31 protein-coding genes are annotated in these 23,612 nt (G+C 63.2%); 16 read left to right on the top strand and 15 right to left on the bottom strand.

Translation table 11 applies throughout. The features are described from left to right. Positions 1 to 161 precede the first annotated feature (161 nt). A complete protein-coding gene (locus tag CK221_RS11435) occupies positions 162 to 869 on the top strand; it encodes a purine-nucleoside phosphorylase (protein ID WP_095777771.1) in 708 nt (235 codons plus the stop codon). An 85-nt stretch (positions 870 to 954) separates the two neighbouring features. Here CK221_RS11435 and CK221_RS11430 read toward each other — a convergent pair whose 3' ends face one another. Next, entirely contained in the window at positions 955 to 1,347 is a 393-nt protein-coding gene (locus CK221_RS11430) for a hypothetical protein (protein WP_095777818.1), read from the bottom strand. Positions 1,348 to 1,729: 382 nt separating this feature from the next. Here CK221_RS11430 and CK221_RS30755 point away from each other — a divergent pair, with 382 nt between their 5' ends. Continuing rightward, positions 1,730 to 2,026, top strand: a complete 297-nt coding sequence (locus CK221_RS30755; protein WP_245430615.1) for a hypothetical protein — start codon at positions 1,730 to 1,732, stop codon at positions 2,024 to 2,026. 274 nt (positions 2,027 to 2,300) lie between these two features. Then, complete coding sequence (locus tag CK221_RS11420) at positions 2,301 to 2,477, top strand: hypothetical protein (protein WP_095777770.1); 177 nt, start codon at positions 2,301 to 2,303, stop codon at positions 2,475 to 2,477. A gap of 108 nt (positions 2,478 to 2,585) precedes the next feature. Here the strand turns inward: CK221_RS11420 and CK221_RS11415 are convergent, their stop codons facing one another. From CK221_RS11415 to CK221_RS11370, 9 genes are all read right to left on the bottom strand, one after another. Beyond that, positions 2,586 to 2,840, bottom strand: coding sequence for a hypothetical protein (locus tag CK221_RS11415; protein ID WP_095777769.1), 255 nt, complete (start codon positions 2,838 to 2,840; stop codon positions 2,586 to 2,588). Between the two features lie 206 nt (positions 2,841 to 3,046). Further along, the gene (locus tag CK221_RS11410) at positions 3,047 to 3,850 is read right to left on the bottom strand and encodes a DUF72 domain-containing protein (protein WP_095777768.1); all 804 of its coding nucleotides are present in this window, start codon (positions 3,848 to 3,850) and stop codon (positions 3,047 to 3,049) included. A gap of 30 nt (positions 3,851 to 3,880) precedes the next feature. Then, a complete protein-coding gene (locus CK221_RS11405) occupies positions 3,881 to 4,345 on the bottom strand; it encodes a GNAT family N-acetyltransferase (protein ID WP_095777767.1) in 465 nt (154 codons plus the stop codon). Between the two features lie 35 nt (positions 4,346 to 4,380). Further along, entirely contained in the window at positions 4,381 to 7,302 is a 2,922-nt protein-coding gene (gene uvrA, locus CK221_RS11400) for an excinuclease ABC subunit UvrA (protein ID WP_095777766.1), read from the bottom strand. Positions 7,303 to 8,052: 750 nt separating this feature from the next. Continuing rightward, entirely contained in the window at positions 8,053 to 8,319 is a 267-nt protein-coding gene (locus tag CK221_RS11390; protein ID WP_095777817.1) for a hypothetical protein, read from the bottom strand. 81 nt (positions 8,320 to 8,400) lie between these two features. Then, positions 8,401 to 9,006: an ATP-dependent Clp protease proteolytic subunit gene (locus CK221_RS11385; RefSeq protein ID WP_066992448.1), complete on the bottom strand. Its 606-nt coding sequence runs from the start codon at positions 9,004 to 9,006 to the stop codon at positions 8,401 to 8,403. A gap of 23 nt (positions 9,007 to 9,029) precedes the next feature. Then, a complete protein-coding gene (locus CK221_RS11380; RefSeq protein ID WP_095777764.1) occupies positions 9,030 to 9,521 on the bottom strand; it encodes an SRPBCC domain-containing protein in 492 nt (163 codons plus the stop codon). Continuing rightward, positions 9,518 to 9,832 carry a metalloregulator ArsR/SmtB family transcription factor gene (locus tag CK221_RS11375; protein ID WP_066992453.1) on the bottom strand — a complete coding sequence of 105 codons (315 nt, stop codon included), beginning with the start codon at positions 9,830 to 9,832 and terminating at the stop codon, positions 9,518 to 9,520. Before CK221_RS11375 ends, CK221_RS11380 begins: the two co-directional genes overlap by 4 nt. 44 nt (positions 9,833 to 9,876) lie before the next feature. Then, the gene (locus CK221_RS11370; protein ID WP_066992456.1) at positions 9,877 to 10,257 is read right to left on the bottom strand and encodes a cupin domain-containing protein; all 381 of its coding nucleotides are present in this window, start codon (positions 10,255 to 10,257) and stop codon (positions 9,877 to 9,879) included. 195 nt (positions 10,258 to 10,452) lie between these two features. Here CK221_RS11370 and CK221_RS11365 point away from each other — a divergent pair, with 195 nt between their 5' ends. The 3 genes from CK221_RS11365 (at position 10,453) to CK221_RS11355 (ending at position 11,933) form a co-directional block, all read left to right on the top strand. After that, positions 10,453 to 10,971, top strand: a complete 519-nt coding sequence (locus tag CK221_RS11365) for a single-stranded DNA-binding protein (protein ID WP_067319755.1) — start codon at positions 10,453 to 10,455, stop codon at positions 10,969 to 10,971. Between the two features lie 34 nt (positions 10,972 to 11,005). Then, on the top strand, positions 11,006 to 11,404 hold the full coding sequence (locus tag CK221_RS11360; protein WP_095777763.1) for a DUF2306 domain-containing protein: 399 nt from the start codon (positions 11,006 to 11,008) through the stop codon (positions 11,402 to 11,404). Between the two features lie 103 nt (positions 11,405 to 11,507). Beyond that, positions 11,508 to 11,933 (top strand): OsmC family protein, encoded by a 426-nt coding sequence (locus CK221_RS11355; RefSeq protein ID WP_095777762.1) that lies wholly within the window; start codon positions 11,508 to 11,510, stop codon positions 11,931 to 11,933. Positions 11,934 to 11,950: 17 nt separating this feature from the next. Here CK221_RS11355 and CK221_RS11350 read toward each other — a convergent pair whose 3' ends face one another. The 3 genes from CK221_RS11350 to CK221_RS11340 all read right to left on the bottom strand — a co-directional run bounded on the left by CK221_RS11350 (position 11,951) and on the right by CK221_RS11340 (position 13,611). Beyond that, positions 11,951 to 12,580, bottom strand: coding sequence for a MarC family protein (locus CK221_RS11350; protein ID WP_066992466.1), 630 nt, complete (start codon positions 12,578 to 12,580; stop codon positions 11,951 to 11,953). A gap of 90 nt (positions 12,581 to 12,670) precedes the next feature. Then, entirely contained in the window at positions 12,671 to 13,048 is a 378-nt protein-coding gene (locus tag CK221_RS11345) for a VOC family protein (RefSeq protein WP_095777761.1), read from the bottom strand. A gap of 32 nt (positions 13,049 to 13,080) precedes the next feature. After that, positions 13,081 to 13,611 (bottom strand): hypothetical protein, encoded by a 531-nt coding sequence (locus CK221_RS11340; RefSeq protein WP_095777760.1) that lies wholly within the window; start codon positions 13,609 to 13,611, stop codon positions 13,081 to 13,083. Positions 13,612 to 13,695: 84 nt separating this feature from the next. Here CK221_RS11340 and CK221_RS11335 point away from each other — a divergent pair, with 84 nt between their 5' ends. Beyond that, on the top strand, positions 13,696 to 14,532 hold the full coding sequence (locus CK221_RS11335) for an AraC family transcriptional regulator (protein WP_066992475.1): 837 nt from the start codon (positions 13,696 to 13,698) through the stop codon (positions 14,530 to 14,532). Between the two features lie 187 nt (positions 14,533 to 14,719). Next, entirely contained in the window at positions 14,720 to 17,515 is a 2,796-nt protein-coding gene (gene gyrA / locus CK221_RS11330) for a DNA gyrase subunit A (protein ID WP_066992478.1), read from the top strand. Positions 17,516 to 17,564: 49 nt separating this feature from the next. On the opposite strand, the gene CK221_RS11325 is transcribed toward gyrA, so the two are convergent. After that, positions 17,565 to 17,717, bottom strand: a complete 153-nt coding sequence (locus CK221_RS11325) for a hypothetical protein (protein WP_082953674.1) — start codon at positions 17,715 to 17,717, stop codon at positions 17,565 to 17,567. Positions 17,718 to 17,910: 193 nt separating this feature from the next. Between CK221_RS11325 and coaD the strand changes: the two genes are divergently transcribed. The 7 genes from coaD to tgt all read left to right on the top strand — a co-directional run bounded on the left by coaD (position 17,911) and on the right by tgt (position 22,549). Next, positions 17,911 to 18,411 (top strand): pantetheine-phosphate adenylyltransferase, encoded by a 501-nt coding sequence (gene coaD, locus CK221_RS11320; protein ID WP_066992481.1) that lies wholly within the window; start codon positions 17,911 to 17,913, stop codon positions 18,409 to 18,411. 167 nt (positions 18,412 to 18,578) lie between these two features. Beyond that, entirely contained in the window at positions 18,579 to 19,076 is a 498-nt protein-coding gene (locus CK221_RS11315) for a peptidylprolyl isomerase (protein WP_245418596.1), read from the top strand. 29 nt (positions 19,077 to 19,105) lie between these two features. Beyond that, the gene (locus CK221_RS11310; RefSeq protein ID WP_066992487.1) at positions 19,106 to 19,618 is read left to right on the top strand and encodes a peptidylprolyl isomerase; all 513 of its coding nucleotides are present in this window, start codon (positions 19,106 to 19,108) and stop codon (positions 19,616 to 19,618) included. Positions 19,619 to 19,629: 11 nt separating this feature from the next. Next, positions 19,630 to 20,079: a DMT family transporter gene (locus CK221_RS11305; RefSeq protein WP_066992491.1), complete on the top strand. Its 450-nt coding sequence runs from the start codon at positions 19,630 to 19,632 to the stop codon at positions 20,077 to 20,079. Then, positions 20,079 to 21,167 (top strand): tRNA preQ1(34) S-adenosylmethionine ribosyltransferase-isomerase QueA, encoded by a 1,089-nt coding sequence (gene queA, locus CK221_RS11300; RefSeq protein ID WP_095777758.1) that lies wholly within the window; start codon positions 20,079 to 20,081, stop codon positions 21,165 to 21,167. Before CK221_RS11305 ends, queA begins: the two co-directional genes overlap by 1 nt. Further along, complete coding sequence (locus CK221_RS11295; RefSeq protein ID WP_095777757.1) at positions 21,157 to 21,426, top strand: hypothetical protein; 270 nt, start codon at positions 21,157 to 21,159, stop codon at positions 21,424 to 21,426. The genes queA and CK221_RS11295 overlap by 11 nt, the downstream gene beginning before the upstream one ends. Continuing rightward, positions 21,419 to 22,549 (top strand): tRNA guanosine(34) transglycosylase Tgt, encoded by a 1,131-nt coding sequence (tgt, locus tag CK221_RS11290; protein ID WP_095777756.1) that lies wholly within the window; start codon positions 21,419 to 21,421, stop codon positions 22,547 to 22,549. The genes CK221_RS11295 and tgt overlap by 8 nt, the downstream gene beginning before the upstream one ends. Positions 22,550 to 22,555: 6 nt before the next feature. Here the strand turns inward: tgt and CK221_RS11285 are convergent, their stop codons facing one another. Continuing rightward, positions 22,556 to 22,975, bottom strand: coding sequence for a DUF4864 domain-containing protein (locus CK221_RS11285; protein ID WP_066992501.1), 420 nt, complete (start codon positions 22,973 to 22,975; stop codon positions 22,556 to 22,558). Between the two features lie 278 nt (positions 22,976 to 23,253). Here CK221_RS11285 and CK221_RS11280 point away from each other — a divergent pair, with 278 nt between their 5' ends. Beyond that, positions 23,254 to 23,490: an Lrp/AsnC ligand binding domain-containing protein gene (locus CK221_RS11280; protein WP_066992504.1), complete on the top strand. Its 237-nt coding sequence runs from the start codon at positions 23,254 to 23,256 to the stop codon at positions 23,488 to 23,490. Positions 23,491 to 23,612: the final 122 nt, after the last annotated feature.

The following is a 23,612-nucleotide window of genomic DNA, read 5'->3' as shown; positions in this document are numbered from 1 at the left end:
CAGATCAGGCGACGCGCTTCAGATCATTGCTTGATGCAGGTCGTTTCCCCAAAAGCGCTGCGCCCTTTTAGGCGACATGTCTTAAACAGCTATCGCTTGCACATTGCAGCGAGCCTGCCATGATGGCGATCGGATGGGTCCTGTCATGGGGGTGATAGCGCGTGACGCCGCACATCGAGGCGGGCAGGGGAGATTATGCCGAAACGGTGCTGCTGCCGGGCGACCCCGAGCGCGCGCAGTGGATGGCGCAAACTTTTCTGGAGGCGCCGCGCTGCATCAATCTCCGTCGGGGCGCCCTCGGCTTCACTGGCCGTTTCCGCGGCAAGCCGGTCAGCATCCAGGCAACCGGCATCGGCGTCTCTTCTTTCCTGATCTATGCCCATGAGTTGCTGGACTATCATGGCGTGAAGACGCTGATCCGCACAGGAACATGCGGCGCATTGTCGGACGACGTTCCGCTGCGGGGCTTGGTCGTTTCAAGCGCCGTGCGCGCCGAGGGCCCGATCAGCGGGCAGGTGTTCGGACTTTACCAGCCGGCCGGCCCCGATGAGGCGCTCCATGCGCTGGCGCTGCAGCGGGCCGCCAATCTCGGCATTGCCTGCAGCGCCGGCCTGACCGTCTGCAGCGACATCTTCCATCATCCCGATGGCCGCGCCCGCTTCGACGAGCCCAGGGCGCTCGGCGCGCTGGCGGTCGACATGGAAACCAGCGCGCTCTACCGCATCTCGGCGCAGTTCGGCGCGCGCGCCCTATCGCTGCTGACCGTGGTCGACCACGTCGCCGCCGACGAGCAGACCGAGTATTCCGAACGCCAGGCGCTGTTCACCGACATGACCCGCCTGGCACTGGAAGTCGCGGTCACTGCTTAGGCGGTTTCCGCTTCAACTGCCCCTCGGCGACCCGCAGATAAAGCGGCAGGTTGTGCGCAGCATCGAAGCGAAGTTCCTTGTTCGATCAATGTTTCGTGCAGGTGGAGGCGGTAAAGGCGCCGTCCTGCTGCTTCATGATGATGTCGAAGGAGGGAGCGCCTGGATAGTCGAGCGTCGCCTGTGTCAGCGAGATCGAGTTGCCGCCGCTCGTATAGCCGCCGAGCGGGCCGAGCCAGCTGATCTCGCCATTGGCGTCCATCTGGTAGTTGTAGGTTCCCGACGTGCCGAAGGTCACTGGGCCGCTATAGACATTGCCCTTGATGGTGATGTCGCCGAGATTGATGAAGAGGCCGAGCAGATAGACCTCGCAATGATAGACGCCGTCCGGAAGCTTGCCTTCGGCGAAGTCCGCGCCGGCCTTGCCCACGGCCGACGCAAGAAGCAGCAAGCTCAGAAGAATGCGAATCGGGAAGGCCATGCGGTCGCTCATTTCGGCGGCGACCTTGCCCCATTTTGCCGCTGCCCCGCAACTGGCTGGCGAGTGCCGGCACGGAGAGGAGATTAAGCATTGGGCAATTTTATGATTTGGGCAAAATCTAGACAGAGCTGCGCAACGTTTTCTCAAACCCAGGGTGCTTGATCGGCGTCGTTTTATTCGCTTCTCAAGTGCTAAATGTTTGTATTTCATGACTATTTCTCTTGATCCCCGCATGCGTCCGCGTTTGGCACGTCGCTTGCAACCAAGTTTGATGAGATCGGATCGTCAGCCATCACCGGTTGACGAGCGGAAGGGTTGCCTTCGAGGGGAAGGCGCTCGACCGGAGCGCGGCGTATGACCGCGCCCGGTCGGGCATCGCATCGTGCCGCAGGGCAGGGAGATTTCTCCGCTGCTCACGGTCCTCGAAAATCTGAAGTCCGGCTTCGCGCCGCTTCGGCGCGGCGACCGCAACATTCCTTCGCATGTCTTCGAGGTGTTTGCGGTGCTGAGGCAGATGCCTTCGCGGCGCGGCGGCGACCTGTGCGGTGACCAGCGGCAGTTCGCCACTCGGGCGGGCGCTGGTGAAGCGGCCGAAGCTACGCACGCCGTCGCCGGTCTCGCGATGCAGAATAGATTCCTCGTGCGGACGCCTAGATCATTGCTGATTATGCACCGTTGATGACGCTTCTTAGTAACGGAATGGATCCTTGGGTCTTCGCTTCGGTTCGCGTCGTTACGCGGAAGGATGACGAAGTGTTCGACGGCTCTGGTGTGGCCAATAGCGCATGCTAGTCTTTCCATGGCCTTGGTGAGTCGGGCTCTTTCCGTATCAGTCGAGATGAAGGGGATGGCGCGGGCTCCGCCCCGCAAGGTCCGCGCAAGCAAGCTCGCCTAGCTTTCCCCGCAGTGATTGTCGGTCGATGCGTCCAACAAAAGCTTGCCAGGGGAAGGCGATGGAACGTTTTGTCGAGGACTATCAGAAGCGGCGACTGACCGAGCGCGTCGATATCATGACGGCGATCAACATCCTGATGTCGCAGGGCTACGACGAGGATGATCTGCTCGACGAAATAACCAAGGTTTTTTACGTCGACCTCGACGCCTATAACGAAGTAATCGGGCACCACTGACGGCCTGAGCAGCAAGACTTCAACCGTTCCGGAATTGCTCTGAGCTTCAAGCGCAGCGGCGGATGTCGAGCACGCGGTTGCGAGTGAAGACTCCGACATTCCGTAAGGTCAGAGGACGAACACCGACAACAGCAGTATGATGCCGAGCGCCATCATCACCAGACCTGGCCAATTCTGAGACAGGCCGAGGAAACGGAGTCCGCGTCGTCGCGGCTCCAGCGTGGGGCCTGGTGTTGCCAGGTTCGGCGCCGGACGATCCGGGGCTGTAGATGCCGGGTCACTCAGGCGTCCGCGCCTCAAAGTGGCGCCTGCCATGTAGACGACGCCTGCGATGGTAAGCAACGCACCGAGGATGACGGTCATCTTCCCTCGCTCCTTTCCGACGCTGCGGGTTTGGCGAGCGTTTCGCGAGGTCGCCGTACCGATCTTTCGGCGAGATAACCCTCCGCCCACCTCGCGATCGGCTGGGACAGAACGGTCAACATGGCCGGCAGGTTCCGACAAGCCAACTGCCGACGGCGTTCCACGCCGGGCAAACTTCCGGCGTTCCAACAAAGAGCCGCGCCAGTTTAGGCCGCCACCCGCTTCATCAGCGCCATGGCACCGAAGGGCGCGCGCACCTTGCCCTCGCTTATGAAATAGGCGAACACGTCGCGCGGCTTGACCGGCGCATCGGTCTTGGGATCGGCGCGCGGCAGGTCGGCCGGCTGCCTGCCTTCCGACCAGGTCTTGATGCGGCCTGCCCATTCGTCGAGCCCTTTCGGCGTGTAGCAATCGGGATTGTCGTCGCTGCCGGTTTGCAGGCGGGCATAGACGAAATCGCCGGTGACGTCGGCGATCGCCGGATATTTGGCGTGGTCGGCATAGACGATGGCGGCATTGTATTTGCGCGCCAGAGCCGGAAATTCCGGGACAATGAAGCTGTCATGCCGCACTTCGAGCGCATGGCGCAGCGGCACGCCGTCCTGTTTCTCGGGCAGCAGCTTCAGGAAGGCCTCGAGATCGTCCGCATCGAACTTCTTTGTCGGCGCGAACTGCCACAGGATCGGTCCCAGTTTGTCGCCGAGCGCGACAATGCCCGAGCCGAGGAAGCGCATTATCGATTCCCCGGCCTCGCCGAGCACGCGGCGGTTGGTGACGAAGCGGTTGCCCTTGAGCGAAAAGACGAAGCCGTCCGGCGTATCGTTCGCCCACTTGACGAAGGTCGGCTCCTTGAAGCTGGAATAATAGGTGCCGTTGACCTCGATGCTCGGCACCTGGCGGCTGGCATAGTGCAACTGCTTGGCCTTGGCTAGCTTGTCCGGATAGAAGGAGGTGTCCCAGGGCTCGAAGGTCCAGCCGCCCATGCCGGAGCGGATCTTTCCTTGGCTCATCGTCTTCCTCCTCCGAGTTTTGAATGCGGCTCAGGCTGCTTTGTCGACCGGCTTGGCCATGTCGACCAATATCCATCCTGGCCGGTAAGGGTTGGCGCGGCGACCCGTTTCCCGATAGCCGTAAGCCGAATAGAGCGCGATGTTCCGCTCCATGCGCGAATTGGTGTAGAGCCGCACCTCCGGCACGCCCCATGACCGCGCCTGCTCGTCGGCGAAGTCGAGCAGCGCGATGCCGAGTTTCCTGCCCTGGAAGGCCGGCGAAACGGCAACGCTGAAGATCATGGCATGATCGTCGTGCCGCTCGAGGACAAGCAGCCCGGCCAGATCGGAACCATCCTCCAGCAGCCAGACCTCTCCGCGCGTAATACGTGGCGCATAGTCCTCGGTCACCGGGATCGGCGGGGCGCCGAACAGGGCGGTGTAGGGGGCGTAGGCGTCCGTGGTTATCGCGACGACAGCTTGGAGATCACCTGCAAGCGCTTGCCTGATCTTCATTTGAGACTGTTCCAAACGCTTGCCGACCCACTCGCTCACTCGGCCGCTTCGCGCTTGCCCCCGGGGCGCCGCTCCAGAAGCTCCTTCAGGAACTGGCCGGTGTAGCTGCGCTTTTCGCGCACGATTGCTTCCGGGGTGCCGGAGGCGACCAGCTCGCCGCCACCGTCGCCGCCCTCGGGGCCGAGGTCGAGCACCCAGTCGGCTGTCTTGATGACTTCGAGATTGTGCTCGATCACCACCACCGTGTTGCCCTGGTCGACCAGCTCATGCAGCACTTCGAGCAGCTTGGCGACGTCGTGGAAATGCAGGCCGGTGGTCGGCTCGTCGAGGATGTAGAGCGTCTTACCGGTCGCCTTGCGCGACAGTTCCTTGGCTAGCTTGATGCGCTGCGCCTCGCCGCCTGAGAGCGTCGTCGCCTGCTGGCCGATATGGATGTAGCCGAGCCCGACCTGCTTCAGCGTCTCCAGCTTGTCGCGCACGCCGGGCACCGCCGAGAAGAACTCGACGCCTTCCTCCACCGTCATGTCGAGCACGTCGGCGATCGACTTGCCCTTGAACAGCACGTCCAGCGTCTCGCGGTTGTAGCGCTTGCCATGGCAGACGTCGCAGGTGACGTAGACGTCGGGCAGGAAGTGCATCTCGATCTTGATGACGCCGTCGCCCTGGCACGCCTCGCAGCGGCCGCCCTTGACGTTGAAGGAGAAACGGCCCGGCTGATAGCCGCGCGCCTTGGCCTCCGGCAGACCGGCGAACCAATCGCGGATCGGCGTGAAGGCGCCGGTATAAGTGGCGGGGTTGGAGCGCGGCGTGCGGCCAATCGGCGACTGGTCGATATCGATGACCTTGTCGAGGAACTCCAGGCCCTCGATGCGATCATGCTCGGCCGGATGCTCGCGCGAGCCCATGATGCGGCGTGAGGCCGCCTTGAACAGCGTCTCGATCAGGAAGGTCGACTTGCCGCCGCCGGAGACGCCGGTGACGCAAGTGAAAGTGCCGAGCGGGATCTCCGCCGTGACGTTCTTCAAATTGTTGCCGCGCGCGCCGACGACCTTGATACGCCGGTTCTTTTTCGCCTCGCGGCGCACCGCCGGCGTCGCGACCTCGAGCTCGCCCGACAAATACTTGCCGGTGATCGAGGCGGGCGTCGCCATGATCTGCTGCGGCGTGCCTTGCGCGATGATCTCACCGCCATGGATGCCGGCGGCCGGGCCGATATCGACGACATAGTCGGCATGCAGGATGGCGTCCTCGTCATGCTCGACGACGATCACCGTGTTGCCGATATCGCGCAGGTGCTTCAGCGTATCGAGCAGGCGGGCATTGTCGCGCTGGTGCAGACCGATAGACGGCTCGTCCAGGACGTAAAGCACGCCCGTCAAGCCGGAGCCGATCTGCGAGGCCAAACGAATGCGCTGGCTCTCGCCGCCCGACAGCGTGCCGGAATTGCGCGACAACGTCAGATAGTCGAGGCCGACATCGTTCAAGAAACGCAAGCGCTCGCGGATTTCCTTCAGCACCCGGACGGCGATCTCATTCTGCTTCTCGTTGAGCTGCGCCGGCAGATCGGTGAACCACTGGTCGGCCTTGCGGATCGACAGCTCCGTGACCTCGCCGATGTGCCTGCCGGCGATCTTGACCGAGAGCGCTTCCGGCTTCAGCCGGTAGCCGTTGCAGGCGGGGCAGGGGGTGACCGACATGAAGCGCTCGATCTCCTCGCGCATCCAGGCCGATTCCGTTTCTTTCCAGCGCCGGTCGAGGTTGGGGATGACGCCCTCGAAAGTCTTGGTCGTTTTGTAGGAGCGCAGGCCGTCGTCATACTGGAAGGTGATCTCGCGCTCGCCCGTGCCGTGCAGCACGGCCTGCTGCGCCTCGGCGCTCAGATCCTTGAACTTGTCGCCGAGCTTGAAGCCATAGGCCTTGCCCAAGGCCTCAAGCGTCTGCGCGTAATAGGGCGAGGTCGATTTCGCCCACGGGCTGATGGCGCCATCGCGCAGCGAGACATTCTCGTCCGGCACAACGAGGTTGGCGTCGATGGCGCGCTGGCTGCCGAGGCCGTCGCAGGTAGGGCAGGCGCCGAACGGATTGTTGAAGGAGAACAGCCTGGGCTCGATCTCGGGAATGGTGAAGCCGGACACCGGGCAGGCGAATTTTTCCGAGAACATGATGCGCTCATGCGTCTCGTTCTTCGACTTGTTGACCGAGTCCTCGCCCGTCCGGCTGGCGTCGAGCGGCTTGTCGGCGAACTCGGCCACCGCAAGACCGTCGGCGAGCTTCAGCGCCGTCTCCATCGAATCCGCAAGCCGTGTCGCCAGATCGCCGCGAACGACGATGCGGTCGACGACCACGTCGATGTCGTGCTTGTATTTCTTGTCCAGCGCCGGCACGTCGGCGATCTCGTAGAAGACGCCGTCGACCTTGACGCGCTGGAACCCCTTCTTCTGCAGCTCCAGAAGTTCCTTGCGGTATTCGCCCTTGCGGCCGCGCACGATCGGCGCCAGTAGGTAGAGACGCGTGCCCTCGTCCAGCGCCAGCACGCGGTCAACCATCTGGCTGACCGTCTGGCTTTCGATCGGCAGGCCGGTGGCCGGCGAATAGGGAATGCCGACGCGGGCGAAGAGCAGGCGCATATAGTCGTAGATTTCGGTGACGGTGCCGACTGTCGAGCGCGGGTTGCGCGAGGTCGTCTTCTGCTCGATCGAGATGGCGGGAGACAAGCCGTCGATCTGGTCGACGTCCGGCTTCTGCATCATCTCCAGGAACTGGCGGGCATAGGCCGAAAGGCTTTCGACATAGCGGCGCTGACCCTCGGCATAGATGGTGTCGAAGGCGAGCGACGACTTGCCGGATCCCGACAGGCCGGTCATGACGATCAGGCTGTCGCGCGGCAGGTCGAGATCGACGTTCTTGAGATTGTGTTCGCGCGCGCCGCGAATGGAAAGATATTTTTGGTCGGCCATCGCCGGTCGCCGCCTCAGGTCTGGAATTTGCTGGATTGGCGGGTTTGTCCCGGCCATTCCCTATGTAGGTAATCTCGTCGCCGCGTCGAGAGACGCCACAATCTCGACCAAAGCGTTTAACCGCCTTTCGCGCGAGCGGGCAAGCGGAAAGAACAAAGGCCGAACACCCTCCTGACAAAGCGCTGTGGAAACAGCGGCTGCAAAAACCGTCGCGACCGATCAGTCGAAGGCATTCGACTTACCTGGACGTAACCTCCGATCGATCACATTTTTCTGTAACCGGCTCTTCAACGGTTGACGTCTCGGACCCATGGGGGCAGTCTCAAAGGCGTCAACGAAGCCGGCCGTCTGTCGATGGCCTCGTCACCCAGAGGTGGCCTGCGAGACGCCGCAGGCTTCAGCGATTTGCGCTTCGGACGACATTGCCACAACGGACCAGGAGCGGAGCATGACGCCACCGGACAGTCCCTTGAGGCTCCACGAAGGCGATGGAGCCGCGGCGGGCATAGTGCCAGGGTAGGCGCGAGCGCCTCCCGAAAAACGTGACCTGCCGATTCCTACAATCAGAGACCATAGTCGGATCGTCGGCTGAAAGCCGCGTTGCATCCGAAACAGAACGCCGGCAGTCCACTCCCGGCTAAAATTGGGTTTCAGATCCATGAAAGCCCCGTCCACCTGCGGAAGCAGTGGCGGGGCTTGCATTTTGCGAGCCGGAGGTCCGTCGCTGGCGTCCGCAATGCGGGGTAAGCTTCAGTGGTTGGGAGGCCTGATGCCACCCGTTGCCATGTCGATGGTTATGCTGCCCGAAATCCTGACATCGGTGTCGCCGATCTTGAACGTGCCGTTGCTGCCGGCTGGCAGTGCGTCGTCAGGCTCGGGCTGCGGCGCGGGCTTGGCGATGCGGTAGTCGCTGCTCACGCCGGGCAGTTTTTGTGTCGAATTGTCGTCTGCAAAAGCGGCGGTGCCGACCGCAAGCACGCCGGCGACTGCGACAACGGCAAAACCCAGATTCGTCAAGGAACGCGCTCGGATCATGCGCGAACTATAGAGGCGCGCCGAAGGCGAGGCCAGACGCGCCGCAATCAATTTGCCGCGCGGTCAGGCCGCCTTCTTGCGCGTGTCGTAGACATGGTCGACGAGGCCCCAGGCCTTCGCTTCCTCGGCGGTCATGAAATAGTCGCGGTCGAGCGTGCGCTCGACCTCGTCATAGGTCCGGCCGCAATGCTTGGCGTAAAGTTCCGTCATGTGGCGCTTGGTGCGCAGGATGTCCTCGGCGTGGCGCTGGATGTCGGAGGCCTGGCCCTGGAAGCCGCCGAGCGGCTGATGCAGCACGATCCTGGTGTTGGGCAGCGCGATGCGCCGACCGGGCGAGCCTGCCATCAACAGGAATGAACCCATCGAGGCGGCAAAGCCCATGCACACCGTCGACACCGGGCAGGAGATGTACTGCATAGTGTCGTAGATGGCGAAGCCGCTGGTCACCACGCCGCCCGGCGAGTTGATGTAGATCGATATCTCCTTGTCGGGATGGTCCGATTCCAGCGACAGGAGCTGCGCGCAGACCAGCGCCGACACGCCGTCATTGATCTCACCGTTGATGAAAACGATGCGTTCGCGCAGCAGCCGCGAGAAAATGTCGAAGGCGCGTTCGCCGCGGCTCGACTGCTCGATCACCATCGGCACGAGATTGGCAAAGGCGCTCATCGCAGATCTCCTCGGTTCTTTAGTCAAGCCGCGCGCAGCATCATGCTTGGCGCGTTGGCGGCAGCTGGGCTCTTGCGCGCGTGGAGCGAAATCCCGCAGCCGGCGCCGGAAACGGCGACGACAGGTTGCGCGACCGTCGCGAAACCATCATGGACGATGCTGAGATGCGTGCCGCCGGAAACCGTGCGCGCGAGCGTGAAGGTGACAATGCTGTCGAAGATGGGACCGTCGAATGCCGGTAGCCGGTCGGCAGCGTCCACGCCCGGTCGCTCGCGCCAGGAGTAGCGCAGCAGCTTGCCGGGCTCGGCCTCGAGCACTTCGCACTCGATCGGCGCGTTTGGTCCGGCAAAGGCAAAGCGCTCGCCGATCGCCGGCTTGATGTCGTTGGGCATCAGCCAGGCGGCGAGCAGTTCCGGCTCGGTGAGCGCCCGCCAGACTTTTTCCGGCGGATCGGGAAGCTCGCATTCGAAGCTGAGCGGCGCGTTGGCCGCTGCCGGGTGTTTGGCAGTCGTCATTGGTCCATTTCCTTTAGAACCCGCTTCAAACGCTCGATGCGCTCCGGCCAGAAGGCGCGGTAGCGTTCGATCCAGCCGAGCAAGGGATCGAGCCCTTGAGGGTCGGCGCGGTAATAGGCGTTGCGACCGGCGCGCCGCTCGATCACCAGTCCGACGCCGCGCAGCACGGCAAGATGCTGCGAGACGGCCGGCTGCGACACGCTCACGCCGGCGCGCAGCTCGGACACCGTCAATTCGCCGGCCGCGAGCCGCTCGTAGACGGCGCGGCGTGTCGGATCGGCCAGGGCCCGGAAAATCTCTGCTTCGGTCATGCGCAAAGCATAAGTCAATACTTATTGGTTTGGCAAGCGCCGTTTTAGGCCGTCCAGCGTCTCACCGGCTCCGCCGCTCCGTCGAAGCTTGCCTCGAAGATTGGCGATGCGAGCACGGCATGGATGTGAAGCGTGCCGGAAGCCACGTTTCGAAAGCCATGCTTGCGGTGCGCGGGAATGATCAGGGACTGCCCGGCGGCAAGCACAGCCCGTCGGTCGTCGACCCACATTTCGGCTTCGCCGGCAATCACCGTCAGTACTTCCTCGACTTTATGCGCATGCGTTGGTGCGCCGGAACCCGGTCCGACCCACTGCTCGAATATGCAAAGGCCAGCCGCGCCATTGGCGGCGGCAACATGCATGCGGGTTTCGACCCCGGCGCGCCACGTTTCGCGCGGCTGATCCTCATGCGAAACAACGTTCATTCCGATGTCCCCTTTGTTTCCTGCTCAGGAATACTACCTGTTGCTGACATTCCTTGACAGAAACAGCGGTCAAGACTAGAACGAAAAGAGAACAAAAAACCTTGTGGGAAAAGCCAGCCTTCGCGGGCATGGGCGAACCGCAGGCTGTAAGGTGAGCGACTTAAAATTTGTTTCGGATGAGCGCGGAGAAGTACGATGGCGGGTAGCGTCAACAAGGTCATTCTGGTCGGCAATCTCGGGGCGGACCCTGAAATCCGCCGCCTGAATTCGGGCGACCCGGTCGTCAACATCCGCATCGCCACGTCGGAAAGCTGGCGCGACAAGAATTCCGGGGAGCGCAAGGAAAAGACGGAGTGGCACAATGTGGTCATCTTCAACGACCAGCTCGCCAAGGTGGCGGAGCAGTATTTGAAGAAGGGCATGAAGGTCTATGTCGAGGGCCAACTGCAGACGCGCAAATGGCAGGACCAGACCGGCAACGATCGCTACACGACCGAGGTCGTACTGCAGAAATTCCGTGGCGAGCTGCAGATGCTCGACGCGCGCGGCGAAGGCGGCGGTCAAGTCGGCAGTTATGCCGGCGGCGGCAACAGCCGGGGTTCCGATTTCGGCCAGTCGGGCCCGAACGAAGGCTTCAGCCGTGGCGGCGGTGGCGGCTCCAGGGGCGGTGGCGGTGGTTCGTCGCGCGAGCTGGATGACGAGATTCCGTTCTGAAGGTCTCGCAATCGTCGTTTGAGGGGAAGGCGCGATGTCGCTCGGACCGTTGCTGACAGCGCCTCCTCCCATTCCATGGCACGCGTTCGCCGCCTTCGCCGCGCTGGCGATAGGCGGGGCGCAACTGGCATTGCCGAAAGGCACGACACGCCACCGCGTCTTGGGCTATGCCTGGGCCGCGCTGATGCTGGTCGTCGCCGTCTCGAGCTTCTGGATCCAGCAGATACGCCTGATCGGGCCGTTCAGCCCGATCCACATCCTGTCGATCCTGGTGGTTGTCACCGCCCCGCTGGCGGTCTGGTATGCGCACACCCATAAAGTGGCCGCGCATCGCAGCGCCATGATCAAGCTCTACCTATTCGCGCTGATCGGCGCCGGCATCTTCACGTTGCTGCCCGGCCGCATCATGCACACGGTCGTATTCGGCCAATAAACAATTTCCAGCGAAAGTGCGTCGCGGTTTTCCGTCCGGAATTGCCTATAGTTGACAGTTGCAGCGATAGTCCGCTGCAAAGCAGCGTTTAAGGAAGATCATCGTGAAAGCACGCGTCAAATGGGTTGAGGAACGCACCTTTGTCGGCGAGTCCGGCAGCGGTCACAAAGTCGTGCTGGGCACGGCGCATGGGCCGGAAGGCCGGACGCCAGGGCCGAGCCCAATGGAGCTGGTGCTGATCGGCACCGGCGGCTGCTCGGCCTACGACGTGGTCCATATCCTCGAAAAAGGTCGCGAGGCGGTCGAGGACTGCGTGGTCGAGCTGGACGCGGATCGTGCCGAGACGGAACCGCGCGTCTTCACCCGCATCCACATGCATTTCATCGTCAAGGGTCGCGCGCTGTCGCGCGACAAGGTGAAAAGGGCGATCGACCTGTCGATCGAGAAATACTGCTCGGCCACCGCCATGATGGCCAAGACGGCGGCCGTCACGCATGATTTCGAGGTGGTCGATACAGCAGTGAAATAAGGCAGTAGGGATGCTGCTCAGGCAGCCATCAGCGCCCTGACGCCGTCGGCGACGAACTGCACCGCAAGCGCCGCCAGGATGACGCCGAGCAGCCTCGTCAGGATCGAGCGGCCGGTCTGGCCGAGGATGCGGTCGATGCGCTCCGCCAGCACGAACACCAGAAAGGTGAGCACAAGACAGATCGCGATGATGCCGACCAGCGCCGCTTGCGCGGCAAAGCCCTCGAAGTGTCCTGACAGCAGCACTGTCGCCGATATCGCGCCGGGACCGGCGATCAGCGGGATCGCCAGCGGAAAGGCGGCGATGTTGTGGATCATGTCCTTGGTGATGGCGACGTCGCCGATCTTCTCCTTGCGGTCCTGACGGCGCTCGAACACCATTTCGAAGGCGATGAAGAAAAGCAGGAAGCCGCCGGCGACGCGGAAGGCCGGCAGCGTGATGCCGAACACCGACAGGATCGACGCGCCGGCTACGGCGAACAACGCCATCACCAGAAAGCCGATCACCGAAGCTCGCACTGAGACTTGCTGGCGCTCGTCCCGGTTCATGCCACGCGTGACGGCGAGGAAGAGCGGTGCCAGCCCGGGCGGATCGATGGTCACCAGGATGGTGACGAAGGCGTTGAACAGGGTGTCGAAGCTCGGCATCGCTGGTCCCCTCCCGCCTGGCGAAGCCAAGCCCTGCATTCGTAGAGCAAAGCGGGAGCGGTGGGAACAGGACGGGAGGATTTCAGCCGGCTATTCAGCTTTGCTGCAATAAGCCTCGAGCCGGTAGCCGTCAGGGTCGATTACGAAGGCGGCGTAGTAGTTGTCGCCATAGGCGGCGCGCAGGCCGGGCCGGCCATTGTCCTTGCCACCCGCAAGCAAGGCCGCCGCATGGAAAGCGTCGACGCCGGCGCGTGTCGGTGCGGCAAAGCAGAAGTGCAGGCCGGAGTCCGCGTCGGCCGGGACCGGCCGGCCGGCCTCGTTGACCCAGAGTTCTACGGTCTTGGCGCCGTAGCCGAGCGAGCCGGGTGACTGGCTGAGGCACGAGTAGCTGAGGGGCTCCAAAGCGGCGTCGTAGAAGCGCTTCGAGGCGCCGCTGTCGCGGACGCCGATCGAGACATGGTCAAGCATCGTTCTCTCCATAAATACAGGTGGTTAATCGGTCAGGCTGGAGTCGAGCGCCGCGCCAAGAACTCGACCTCGGTGCGCCAGGTTTTGCCGCCGTCATGCGAACGCTCGCCAAGCCAGCGGAATGTGTTCTCGGTGATGTGCGAAAAGCTCCAGCGCACCGAGGAGCCGGTGCCGTCGGCGCCGATCTGAACGATCGTGTCGCCTTCGGCGCGGCCGAGCTGGCGGCTGTAATACTGGTTGCGCGGATCGCTCCAGAAGATATGCCAGGCGTCCGCGCCGGGGTCGTAGACGCGCAACGTCGTGCCGTAGAAGGTCCATGGCCCGAGAGAGGCTTGCATTCCGGCATTCCGCGCGGGCAGGATCCAGACGTCCTGGACCGCCTTGCCCTCCAGAACCCAGCCGAAATGCACCTCGCCGCGCCCGGTTAGCCTGGTGCCGTCCTCCAACGTGCGCGTGGCGTCGAAGGTCCAGGCGCCGATGAAACGGCCGTAGAGTTTCAGCTTTTCGGCGAGATCCGGATTGGGAGCGCCGCTGTGCAGGGCTTCGGCAAAGGGATCGGTCATGGCTGCTGCCTCGTTTGTCAGGAGAGGCGAGCAATAGGGGTATGGCGGGGTTCTGGGCTTGGGAAAAATTGCTATTTTTTCGCGATGGCGACGACTGAGAAAAACCTGGCCTCAGGGCATGGCTGGCAGGTATCCGACGTGATCTGCACGGCTCGCGCCGGCGACCGCCCGTTTGAGGAACAGCATCGCGGTTTCTGCGTCGCCGCCGTGACCAGAGGCACGTTCCGCTACCGGACGCGCCAGGGCACCGCAATGCTTGCTCCAGGCGCCATCCTGCTCGGCAATCCAGGCGCCTGCTACGAGTGCGGCCACGAGCACGGCGCGGGCGACCGCTGCCTCTCCTTCCATTTTTCGCCGGCCTATATGGAGCGCGTCGTCGCCGATGTGCCGGGCGCAAGCCGGCTCGGCTTTGCCGACCCACGCCTGCCGCCCTTGCCGGTGCTGGCGCCGTTGCTGGCGCAAGCGGAGGCGGCGCAGCAAACGGGCGACGGCGAGGCGTTCGAGGAACTCGGTCTGCGCATTGCCTGCGCGGTGGTCGGGGCTGCGGCCAACTCGTCTGAGGTTGCCTGGACACCCAGCGCCCGCGACCAGAAACGCGTAGCCGAGGCGGTGCGTTTGATCGAGCTCAACGCCGATCGCCCGCTTTCGCTGACCGAACTCGCCGACGGCACGGCGACCAGCCCGTATCATTTCCTGCGCACGTTCCGTCATGTCGCCGGCATGACGCCCTATCAGTTCCTGCTGAGGACCAGGCTGCATCGGGCCGCGGTGCGGCTGTGCGCGTCGAACGAAGCGATCTCGACAATTGCTTTCGATGCCGGCTTCAACGACCTTTCGACCTTCAACCGGAGGTTCCGGCGCGAGATGGGAGAAGCGCCCGGCGCCTACCGCTGCAAACGGGCGGGCAGACGCGGGCATTAGCCAAGGCCGTTCGAGATCGACTTGGCCTGCGAGCTCAAAGTGTGGCTTTGGCCATATCGTCGCAATCAGCGGTATCCATTTGAAATTGCCGCCGAAATTGTCTTTGGAAAAGTGTCGTAGCCATTGGAGTTTCAGCCCGGCTTCCTATATAAGCGGCGAGTGATTCCCGACTGGATTGTGACCTGATTTGACCGACCAGAAGACACCGCGCGGGCCGGAGGGCGGCCCCACCGGCATCGAGCCGATTTCGATCATCGAGGAGATGCAGCGCTCCTATCTCGATTACGCCATGAGCGTGATCGTCAGTCGGGCGCTGCCCGACGTGCGCGACGGCCTGAAGCCGGTGCACCGCCGCATCCTCTATGCCTCGCATGAGAGCGGCTATCACTGGAACCGCAAATATGTGAAGTCGGCGCGCCCGGTCGCCGACGTGATGGGTAAATACCATCCGCATGGCGATGCCTCGATCTATGACGCGCTGGTGCGCATGGCCCAGGATTGGTCGCTGCGCGTGCCCCTGATCGACGGTCAGGGCAATTTCGGCTCGATCGACGGCGACCCACCGGCGGCGATGCGCTACACCGAGTCCCGGCTGACCAAGGTTGCGCATGAGCTGCTGGAGGACATTGACAAGGAAACCGTCGATTTCCAGGACACTTACGACGCCTCCGCCACCGAGCCCAAGGTGCTGCCGGCCCGCTTCCCGAACCTGCTCGTCAACGGCTCGGGCGGCATCGCCGTCGGCATGGCCACCAACATCCCGCCGCACAATCTGGCCGAAGTCTGCAATGGCGCCATCGCCATCATCGACAATCCGGCGATCGACCTGCCTGCGCTGATGGAGATCGTGCCCGGTCCGGATTTCCCGACCGGCGGCATCGTGCTTGGCCGCTCCGGCATCTACAATGCCTATTCGACGGGCCGCGGCTCGATCGTCATGCGCGGCCGCGTCAACATCGAGGCGCGCGGCAACGACCGTGAATCGATCATCATCACCGAGATTCCCTATCAGGTGAACAAGGCGGCGATGATCGAGAAGATGGCCGAACTCGTACGCGAGAAGCGCATCGAGGGCATCTCCGACATCCGCGACGAGAGCGACCGCCAGGGCTACCGTGTCGTCGTCGAGCTCAAGCGCGAGGCGGTCGCCGACGTCATTTTGAACCAGCTTTACCGCTTCACGCCGCTGCAGACCTCGTTCGGCGCCAATATGGTCGCGCTGAACGGCGGCAAGCCGGAAGTGCTGACGCTGATCGACATGCTGAAGGCCTTTGTCGGCTTCCGCGAGGAGGTTATCAGCCGGCGCACGAAATATCTTCTGCGCAAGGCGCGCGAGCGCGCCCATGTTCTGGTCGGTCTCGCCATCGCCGTCGCCAACATCGATGAGGTGATCAAGCTGATCCGCACCGCGCCAGATCCGCAGACGGCGCGCGAGCAGTTGATGGAACGGCGCTGGCCATCGCACGACGTCGCTCCGCTGATCCAGCTGATCGATGATCCGCGCCACCGCATCAACGAGGACGGCACCTACAATCTATCCGAGGAGCAGGCCCGCGCCATCCTCGACCTGCGCCTGCAGCGCCTGACTGCGCTCGGCCGCGACGAGATCGCCGACGAGTTGAACAAGATCGGCGCTGAAATCCTTGATTATCTTGACATCTTGTCTTCTCGCGCGCGCATCCAGCAGATCGTCAAGGACGAGCTGATCGCCGTCCGTGACGAGTTCGGCACGCCGCGCCGCACGGAACTCGCCGAGGGCGGGGCGGACATGGAAGACGAAGACCTGATCCAGCGCGAGGACATGGTCGTCACGGTCAGCCATTCCGGCTACATCAAGCGCGTGCCGCTGTCGCTCTACCGGGCGCAGCGTCGCGGCGGCAAGGGCCGCTCCGGCATGTCGACCAAGGAAGAAGATTTCGTCACCCGGCTATTCGTCGCCAACACGCATACGCCGGTGCTGTTCTTCTCCTCGCGCGGCATCGTCTACAAGGAAAAGGTCTGGCGCCTGCCGGTCGGCAACCCACAGTCGCGCGGCAAGGCGCTGATCAACATGCTGCCGCTCGAGCAGGGCGAGCGCATCACCACCATCATGCCGCTGCCGGAGGACGAGACGAGCTGGGGCGAGCTCGACGTGATGTTCGCAACCACGCGCGGCACCGTGCGGCGCAACAAGCTGTCCGACTTCGTCCAGGTCAACCGCAACGGCAAGATCGCCATGAAGCTGGAGGAGGAAGGCGACGAAATCCTCGGCGTCGAGACCTGCACGGACAATGACGACGTGCTGCTGACGGCGAATTCCGGCCAGTGCATCCGCTTCTCGGTCTCCGATGTGCGCGTCTTCCAGAGCCGCAATTCCGTCGGCGTGCGCGGCATCGCCATGGCCGAAACCGACCGCGTGATCTCGATGTCGGTGATCGAACATGTAGATGCTTCACCGGCTGAGCGCGCGGCCTATCTCAAGCGTGCGGCATCCGAGCGTCGGCTTGCCGCCGGCGGTGCAGCCGAGGAGGAAGAGATCGCGCTGACCAATGAGGAGATCGGCGAGGAAGCCGAGCTTTCCGACGAGCGCTACGAATTCCTCAAGATGCACGAGCAGCTTGTGCTGACGGTGACCGAATACGGCTACGGCAAGCGTTCCTCGTCCTATGATTTCCGCCTGACGGGTCGCGGCGGCAAGGGCATCCGCGCCACGGATGTCTCGAAAGTGGCCGAGATCGGCCGGCTGGTCGCGACCTTCCCGGTCGGCAACGACGATCAGATCATGCTGGTATCGGATGGCGGCACCGTCATCCGGGTTCCGGTCGATGGCATCCGCTTCGCCAGCCGCGCCACCAAGGGCGTGACCATCTTCAACACCGCCGAGGGTGAGAAGGTGGTGTCGGTCGAGCGGATTTCGGAGCCGCAGTCGGACGAGGAAGCCGAGGAAGCGCCTTCGGGTGAAGCCGACACTGCAGAAGATCCGGGCGAGGGAAATCCCGAATAGCCTTACTGCGCGCCACCGGCCCCCGGGCCGGTGCGATCATGGCTGGAAGTCAGCGGCGATGGTACAGGTTGCGGCCTACGAAGCCATCGAGCCGCTTGGTGTTGGTCTTGATGCGCACCCGTGCCGCTTCCTGGTGCAACCCGAATGCGGTGGCGATCAGCATCACAATGGTCATTGCAGTGGCAAGCATGTAGATCAGCATTTGCGTGTTCTCCTGCGATCACAACGATAAAGATGGTGCTTTGGTTTCATCTCCTGAAGCGGCAAGCTGGTGAATGCTGCGTGAAGCGTTCGTGATTGTCGCATTCGTCTGTCGTTGACGTCCGTGAAAAGGTTCACGACCGGGTGCAGCAATGGGATTTGCCTTTGTCGGAGAGGCTCGCTAGAAGCCTGCCATGACCGAACGCACCGCCCTTTACGCCGGCTCCTTCGACCCGCTGACCAATGGTCACCTCGACGTGTTGAAGGCTTCGCTTGCCGTGGCCGACACCGTCTACGCTGCAATCGGCATTCATCCCGGCAAGACGCCGCTGTTTTCCTTCGAGGAACGCGTGAAGCTGATCGAGGCCGCGACCAAGGCGGAATTCGGCCGCGACAGCGACCGCATCGAGGTCGTCTCCTTCGATGGGCTGGTCATCGACGCCGCCAGGAAGCATGGCGCCTCGATCATCATCCGCGGCCTGCGCGACGGCACCGATCTCGACTATGAGATGCAGATGGCGGGCATGAACGAGACCATGGCGCCGGAGCTGCAGACGGTTTTCCTGCCGGCCAGCCCGTCTGTGCGCACCATTACCGCCACACTTGTCCGCCAGATTGCGTCGATGGGCGGCGACATCCGCCCGTTCGTGCCGGCGGCCGTCGTAGGCGCCCTCACTGCCAAATTCGCGAAATAGTGCATGTCGCCCAAAGGTGAATCCCGGTTTTGGGGCAACGACATGCACCCAAACAAAGACTTTCGGAGAACCTCATGCAGCTGAAAAAGCTCGCTTCGTTGCTTGTCGTGCTTGCCGGCGTTTTGGCGGCGTCCTTGCCGGCCTCGGCCGCCGACAAGGAAAACACCATGATCATCACGCTGAAGGACGGTGACGTGACCGTCGCGCTGCGTCCCGATCTGGCGCCGAAGCATGTGGCGCAGATCAAGAAGCTGGTGCGCGAGGGCGCCTATGACAATGTCGCCTTCCACCGCGTCATCGACGGCTTCATGGCCCAGACCGGCGACGTCAAGTTCGGCAACATGAAGAAGGGTTTCAATCCCGAGGCTGTCGGCACGGGCGGATCCGACCTTCCCGATCTGCCTGCCGAGTTCTCGCAGACCGAGCAATTCACCCGCGGCGTGGTCGGCATGGCCCGCTCGCAGGACCCGAACTCGGCCAATTCCCAGTTCTTCATCATGTTCGCGCCGGCGCCGAACCTCGACGGGCAGTACACCATTGTCGGCAAGGTGGAGAGCGGCATGGATCTGGTGGACAAGATCAAGAAGGGCGATGAGGCGGACAACGGCACGGTCAAGGACCCGGACCGCATGATCAAAGTCCGCATCGCTGCCGACAACAAGTAACTGCTCGATTTTCAAAAGGATTTTCTGACATGGCTGAGATCAAGGACCGCGAGAACGCGCTCATCATGGAAACGACCAAGGGCGAGGTCGTCATCGAAATGTATCCGGACCTTGCGCCCGGTCATGTCGCGCGTATCAAGGAACTGGCGCGCGAGGGCGCCTATGACGGCGTGGTGTTCCACCGTGTCATCGACGGCTTCATGGCTCAGACCGGCGACGTCAAGTTCGGCAACTCCTCGAAGCCGACCTTTGCTCCGTCGCGCGCCGGCATGGGCGGCTCCGACAAGCCGGACCTCAAGGCCGAATTCTCCAACGCCAATCACGGCCGCGGCACCTGCTCGATGGCGCGTGCGCAGAACCCGAACTCGGCGAACTCGCAGTTCTTCATCTGCTTCGACGATGCCTCCTTCCTCAACCGCCAGTACACGGTCTGGGGCCAGGTTATCGAAGGCATGGAGAATGTCGACAAGATCAAGCGCGGCGAGCCGGTGCAGGATCCCGACAAGATCGTGTCGCTGAAGGTCGCGGCCGACGTCAAGTAAGGCATAGTACGATGATGGGCGCAGTCTGGTCCCTGCTCGGCATCCTGTCCGGCGCCTTCATCGCCATCCAGGCGCCGATCAACTCGCAACTGGCGCGCGGCCTCGGCCTTCCGGTCGCGGCCGCCGCTTTCTCGTTCCTGTCGGGCGCCGTCGTTCTCGGTATCATCGCGATCGCCGTGGTGAAGCTGCAGGGCCTCTCGCTCGACTGGAAGGCGCCGGCACCCTGGCTGTTCGTCGCCGGCGGCATGCTCGGCGGATTCTACGTCACGCTCTCCACCATTCTTACGCCGCGCATCGGCGCGGCGGCGCTGATGGCCTTCCTGGTCGCCGGCCAACTGATCGCCGGCATGCTGGTCGACCGTGCAGGCTTCCTTGGTGTTGCCGTGCGCGAGGTCTCGCTTGGCCGCGTGGCCGGCGCCGTGCTGCTGCTCGTTGGAGCGCTGCTCATCCGGCTCTACTGATGCGCGTCGATCTTTTCGACTTCGACCTGCCGGAGGAGCGCATTGCGCTGCGCCCGGCGGAGCCGCGTGACAGCGCCAAGCTATTGGTGGTCAAACCGGGCGAAACGCTGCGCGACCGCACCGTCAGCGATCTGCCGTCGCTGCTGAGAGAAGGCGACGTGCTGGTATTCAACGATACCAAGGTCATTCCGGCCCAGCTGAAAGGCATCCGCAAGCGCGGCGAGGCTATGGCGCAGGTCGAGGCCACGCTGCATATGCGGGTCGCGCCGGACCGCTGGCGGGCCTTCATGCGGCCCGGCAAGCGCATCGCCGTCGGCGACCACATTCATTTCGGCCACGACCAGAATTCCTGCTTCCTCGGCCAGCTCGACGCGACAGTGATCGAGAAGGGCGAGGCGGGCGAGGTGTTGCTCGGCTTCGACCTCTCGGGCGTCTTTCTCGACGAGGCAATGCACGCCGTAGGCCATATCCCATTGCCGCCATACATCGCCTCGAAGCGAGATGACGACGAGCGCGACCGCAGCGACTACCAGACCATCTATGCCAGGGAAGAGGGCGCGGTCGCGGCCCCCACCGCCGGCCTGCATTTCACGCCGGAGCTGTTTGCAGCGCTGGAAGCCAAGGGCATCGAGCGGCGCTTCGTCACGCTGCATGTCGGCGCCGGCACCTTTTTGCCGGTTAAGGCCGACGATACCGCCGACCATAAGATGCATGCGGAAACGGGTTTGGTGAGCCAAGAGACGGCAGACGCGCTCAACGCTGCAAGGGCGCGGGGAGGGCGGATTGTCGCCGTCGGCACGACCTCGCTGCGCCTTCTGGAAAGTGCCGCGCGTGAGGACGGCAGGATCGAGGCCTGGTCCGGGCCGACCGATATCTTCATCACCCCCGGCTACCGCTTCAAGACAGCTGACATGCTGATGACCAATTTCCACCTGCCGCGCTCGACGCTGTTCATGCTGGTCTCGGCCTTCAGCGGACTGGACGCGATGCGTTCGGCCTATGCGCATGCCATCGAGAGCCGCTACAGGTTCTACTCCTACGGGGACTCCAGCCTGCTTTACCGAGCGGAGACGAGCGATGGACGATGATCTAGAGAGAATGGACCGCGAGGCGCTCATCGCGGAAGTGACAAAGCTGCGCGCCGGTATCCGCGCGCATCGCGATGCGACCGGCCATGATCTCTGCTGGCATCATCCCGACCTCTGGGACCTGCTGCCGGAGAAGACCGAGCCGGCGATCGCCGTGCCGCCGTGGCCGAAATTCATGCGCGGCTGCATCCGCTACCGGCAGTCGCTCGACGAGCAGGCACCCGGCGCCCCGGTGCACGACAAGGAATTCGATGACTGAGACTTTCTCTTTCAAGCTGCTCGCCACCGACGGTAATGCGCGGCGCGGCCTCATCAGCATGCCGCGCGGCGAGATCCGCACGCCGGCCTTCATGCCGGTCGGCACCGGCGGCACCGTCAAGGCCATGTATATGGATCAGGTGCGCGGCGTCGGCGCCGACATCATCCTCGGCAACACCTATCATTTGATGCTCAGGCCAGGCGCCGAGCGTGTGGCGAAGCTCGGCGGCCTGCATGAATTCGCGCGCTGGCCGCACCCGATCCTGACCGATAGCGGCGGCTTCCAGGTAATGTCGTTGTCGAAGCTGAGGAAGCTTAGCGAAACGGGCGTCACCTTCCGCTCGCATATCGACGGTGCGCGCTACGAGATGTCGCCGGAGCGGTCAATCGAAATCCAGGGGCTGCTCGATTCCGATATCCAGATGCAGCTCGACGAGTGTACGGCGCTTCCCGCCAAGCCGAAGGAAATCGAGCGCGCCATGGAACTGTCGCTGCGCTGGGCCGAACGCTGCAAGGCGGCGTTCGGCGATCAGCCGGGCAAGGCGATGTTCGGCATCGTGCAGGGCGGCGACAGTGCTGTGATGCGCGTGCGTTCGGCGCAGGCGCTGGCGGCGATGGACCTCAAAGGCTATGCCGTCGGTGGGCTGGCGGTCGGCGAGCCGCAGGCGGTGATGCTGGAGATGCTGGACATAACCTGCCCGGAACTGCCGGCCGACAGGCCGCGCTACCTGATGGGTGTCGGCACCCCGGACGACATCTTGAAATCCGTGGCATGCGGCATCGACATGTTCGACTGCGTGATGCCGACGCGCGCCGGCCGCCATGGTCTGGCCTATACGCGCCGCGGCAAGATCAACCTGCGCAACGCCCGCCATGCCGACGATCCGCGTCCGCTGGACGAGGAAAGCGACTGCCCGGCCGCGCGCGACTATTCGCGCGCCTATCTCCATCATCTCGTGCGCTCGCAGGAGTCGCTCGGCGCAATGCTGCTCACCTGGAACAACCTGTCCTACTACCAGAAGCTGATGCAGGACATCCGCGCCGCGATCGAGGCAAAAGCCTTCGAGACGCGCGCTGCCGAGATTTCGGAATGCTGGGCGAGGGGCGATCTGCCGGCGCTATGAACGCTTTTATGTGCTCACCGAAGTCGCGGCGCGCAGGCTGCAGCCGGTGATCTTAAAGCTGCCGTCGGGCTGCTGTTCGAGCGTGTACACCGCCTCATAGTCCTTGCCGTCGGGCCCGACGATCAGCACCTGCTGGACGATCGAGGCCGGCCCGGTCTGCTCCACCTTGCCGAAGGAATAGTTCTGCGGCCTGCGCACCGGCGCATAGCCGTTGGTCACCATGTTCATGAAGGTGTCGACGGTCGGGAAGATCCGCTTCACATTTGGCGCGGCGAAGCTGTAGGCGGTGGCGCCGTCATCGGCGAGAAAGGCCTTGAGCTGGCTGTCGATGACTGTTTGCGCCGCTTTGATCTCGGCGTCACCGGCGAAGGCCATGGATGCAAGAACCATCGGAACGAGAGCGAGTGCGAACAATACGCGGCGCATGGCCTGTCTCCAGAATTCGCGTGGAACAACTATCATACGCTGGCCGGCGTGCCGTGGTTTCACCGTTTCGCAGATTTCTTGCCTGCATGGATGCCTCCGCTAGGACCTGACCTGAGGTGTTCCCGAACTGTCCTTGGTGGAGTCCCCGGGCCAGTGTGGCATGCCGATGGCGGAGTTGCGGCAAGCGGCCGCCAAGGCGCGTGCAGCCTGATGCTTGAAAGCCCGTCGCCAGTCTGCCACAAGGGCCGCTCATTCGCGAAGACTGGCAGGACTGGGAAATGAAGGCATTTTTCGTGCAGATAAAGTGCGATCTGGGCAAAGCCTATGAGGTCGCCAGCGCGCTCGCCGATGCCGAGATCGCCTCCGAAATCTATTCGACCGCCGGCAATTACGACCTGCTCGCAAAATTCTATGTCGACGACGAGGAAGACATCGGCCACTTCATCAATGAACGGGTGCAGATCCTGCCTGGAATCAAGGACACCTTCACCATCGTCACTTTCCGGGCGTTCTGATTTGCCGTTTGATGCCCGCTCACCGGGCATGAACTGACCCGGCGTCGCTCCCGCTGCCCTAATCGTAGGCAATTTGCATAGGACGGCCGCCAGCGCCGCCCAAATCATCGATTGCGCTTGAT

It is taken from the genome of Mesorhizobium sp. WSM3868 (assembly GCF_002294785.1).
Taxonomy (GTDB): domain Bacteria; phylum Pseudomonadota; class Alphaproteobacteria; order Rhizobiales; family Rhizobiaceae; genus Mesorhizobium.
This window is presented reverse-complemented; position numbering and strand designations above follow the sequence as displayed.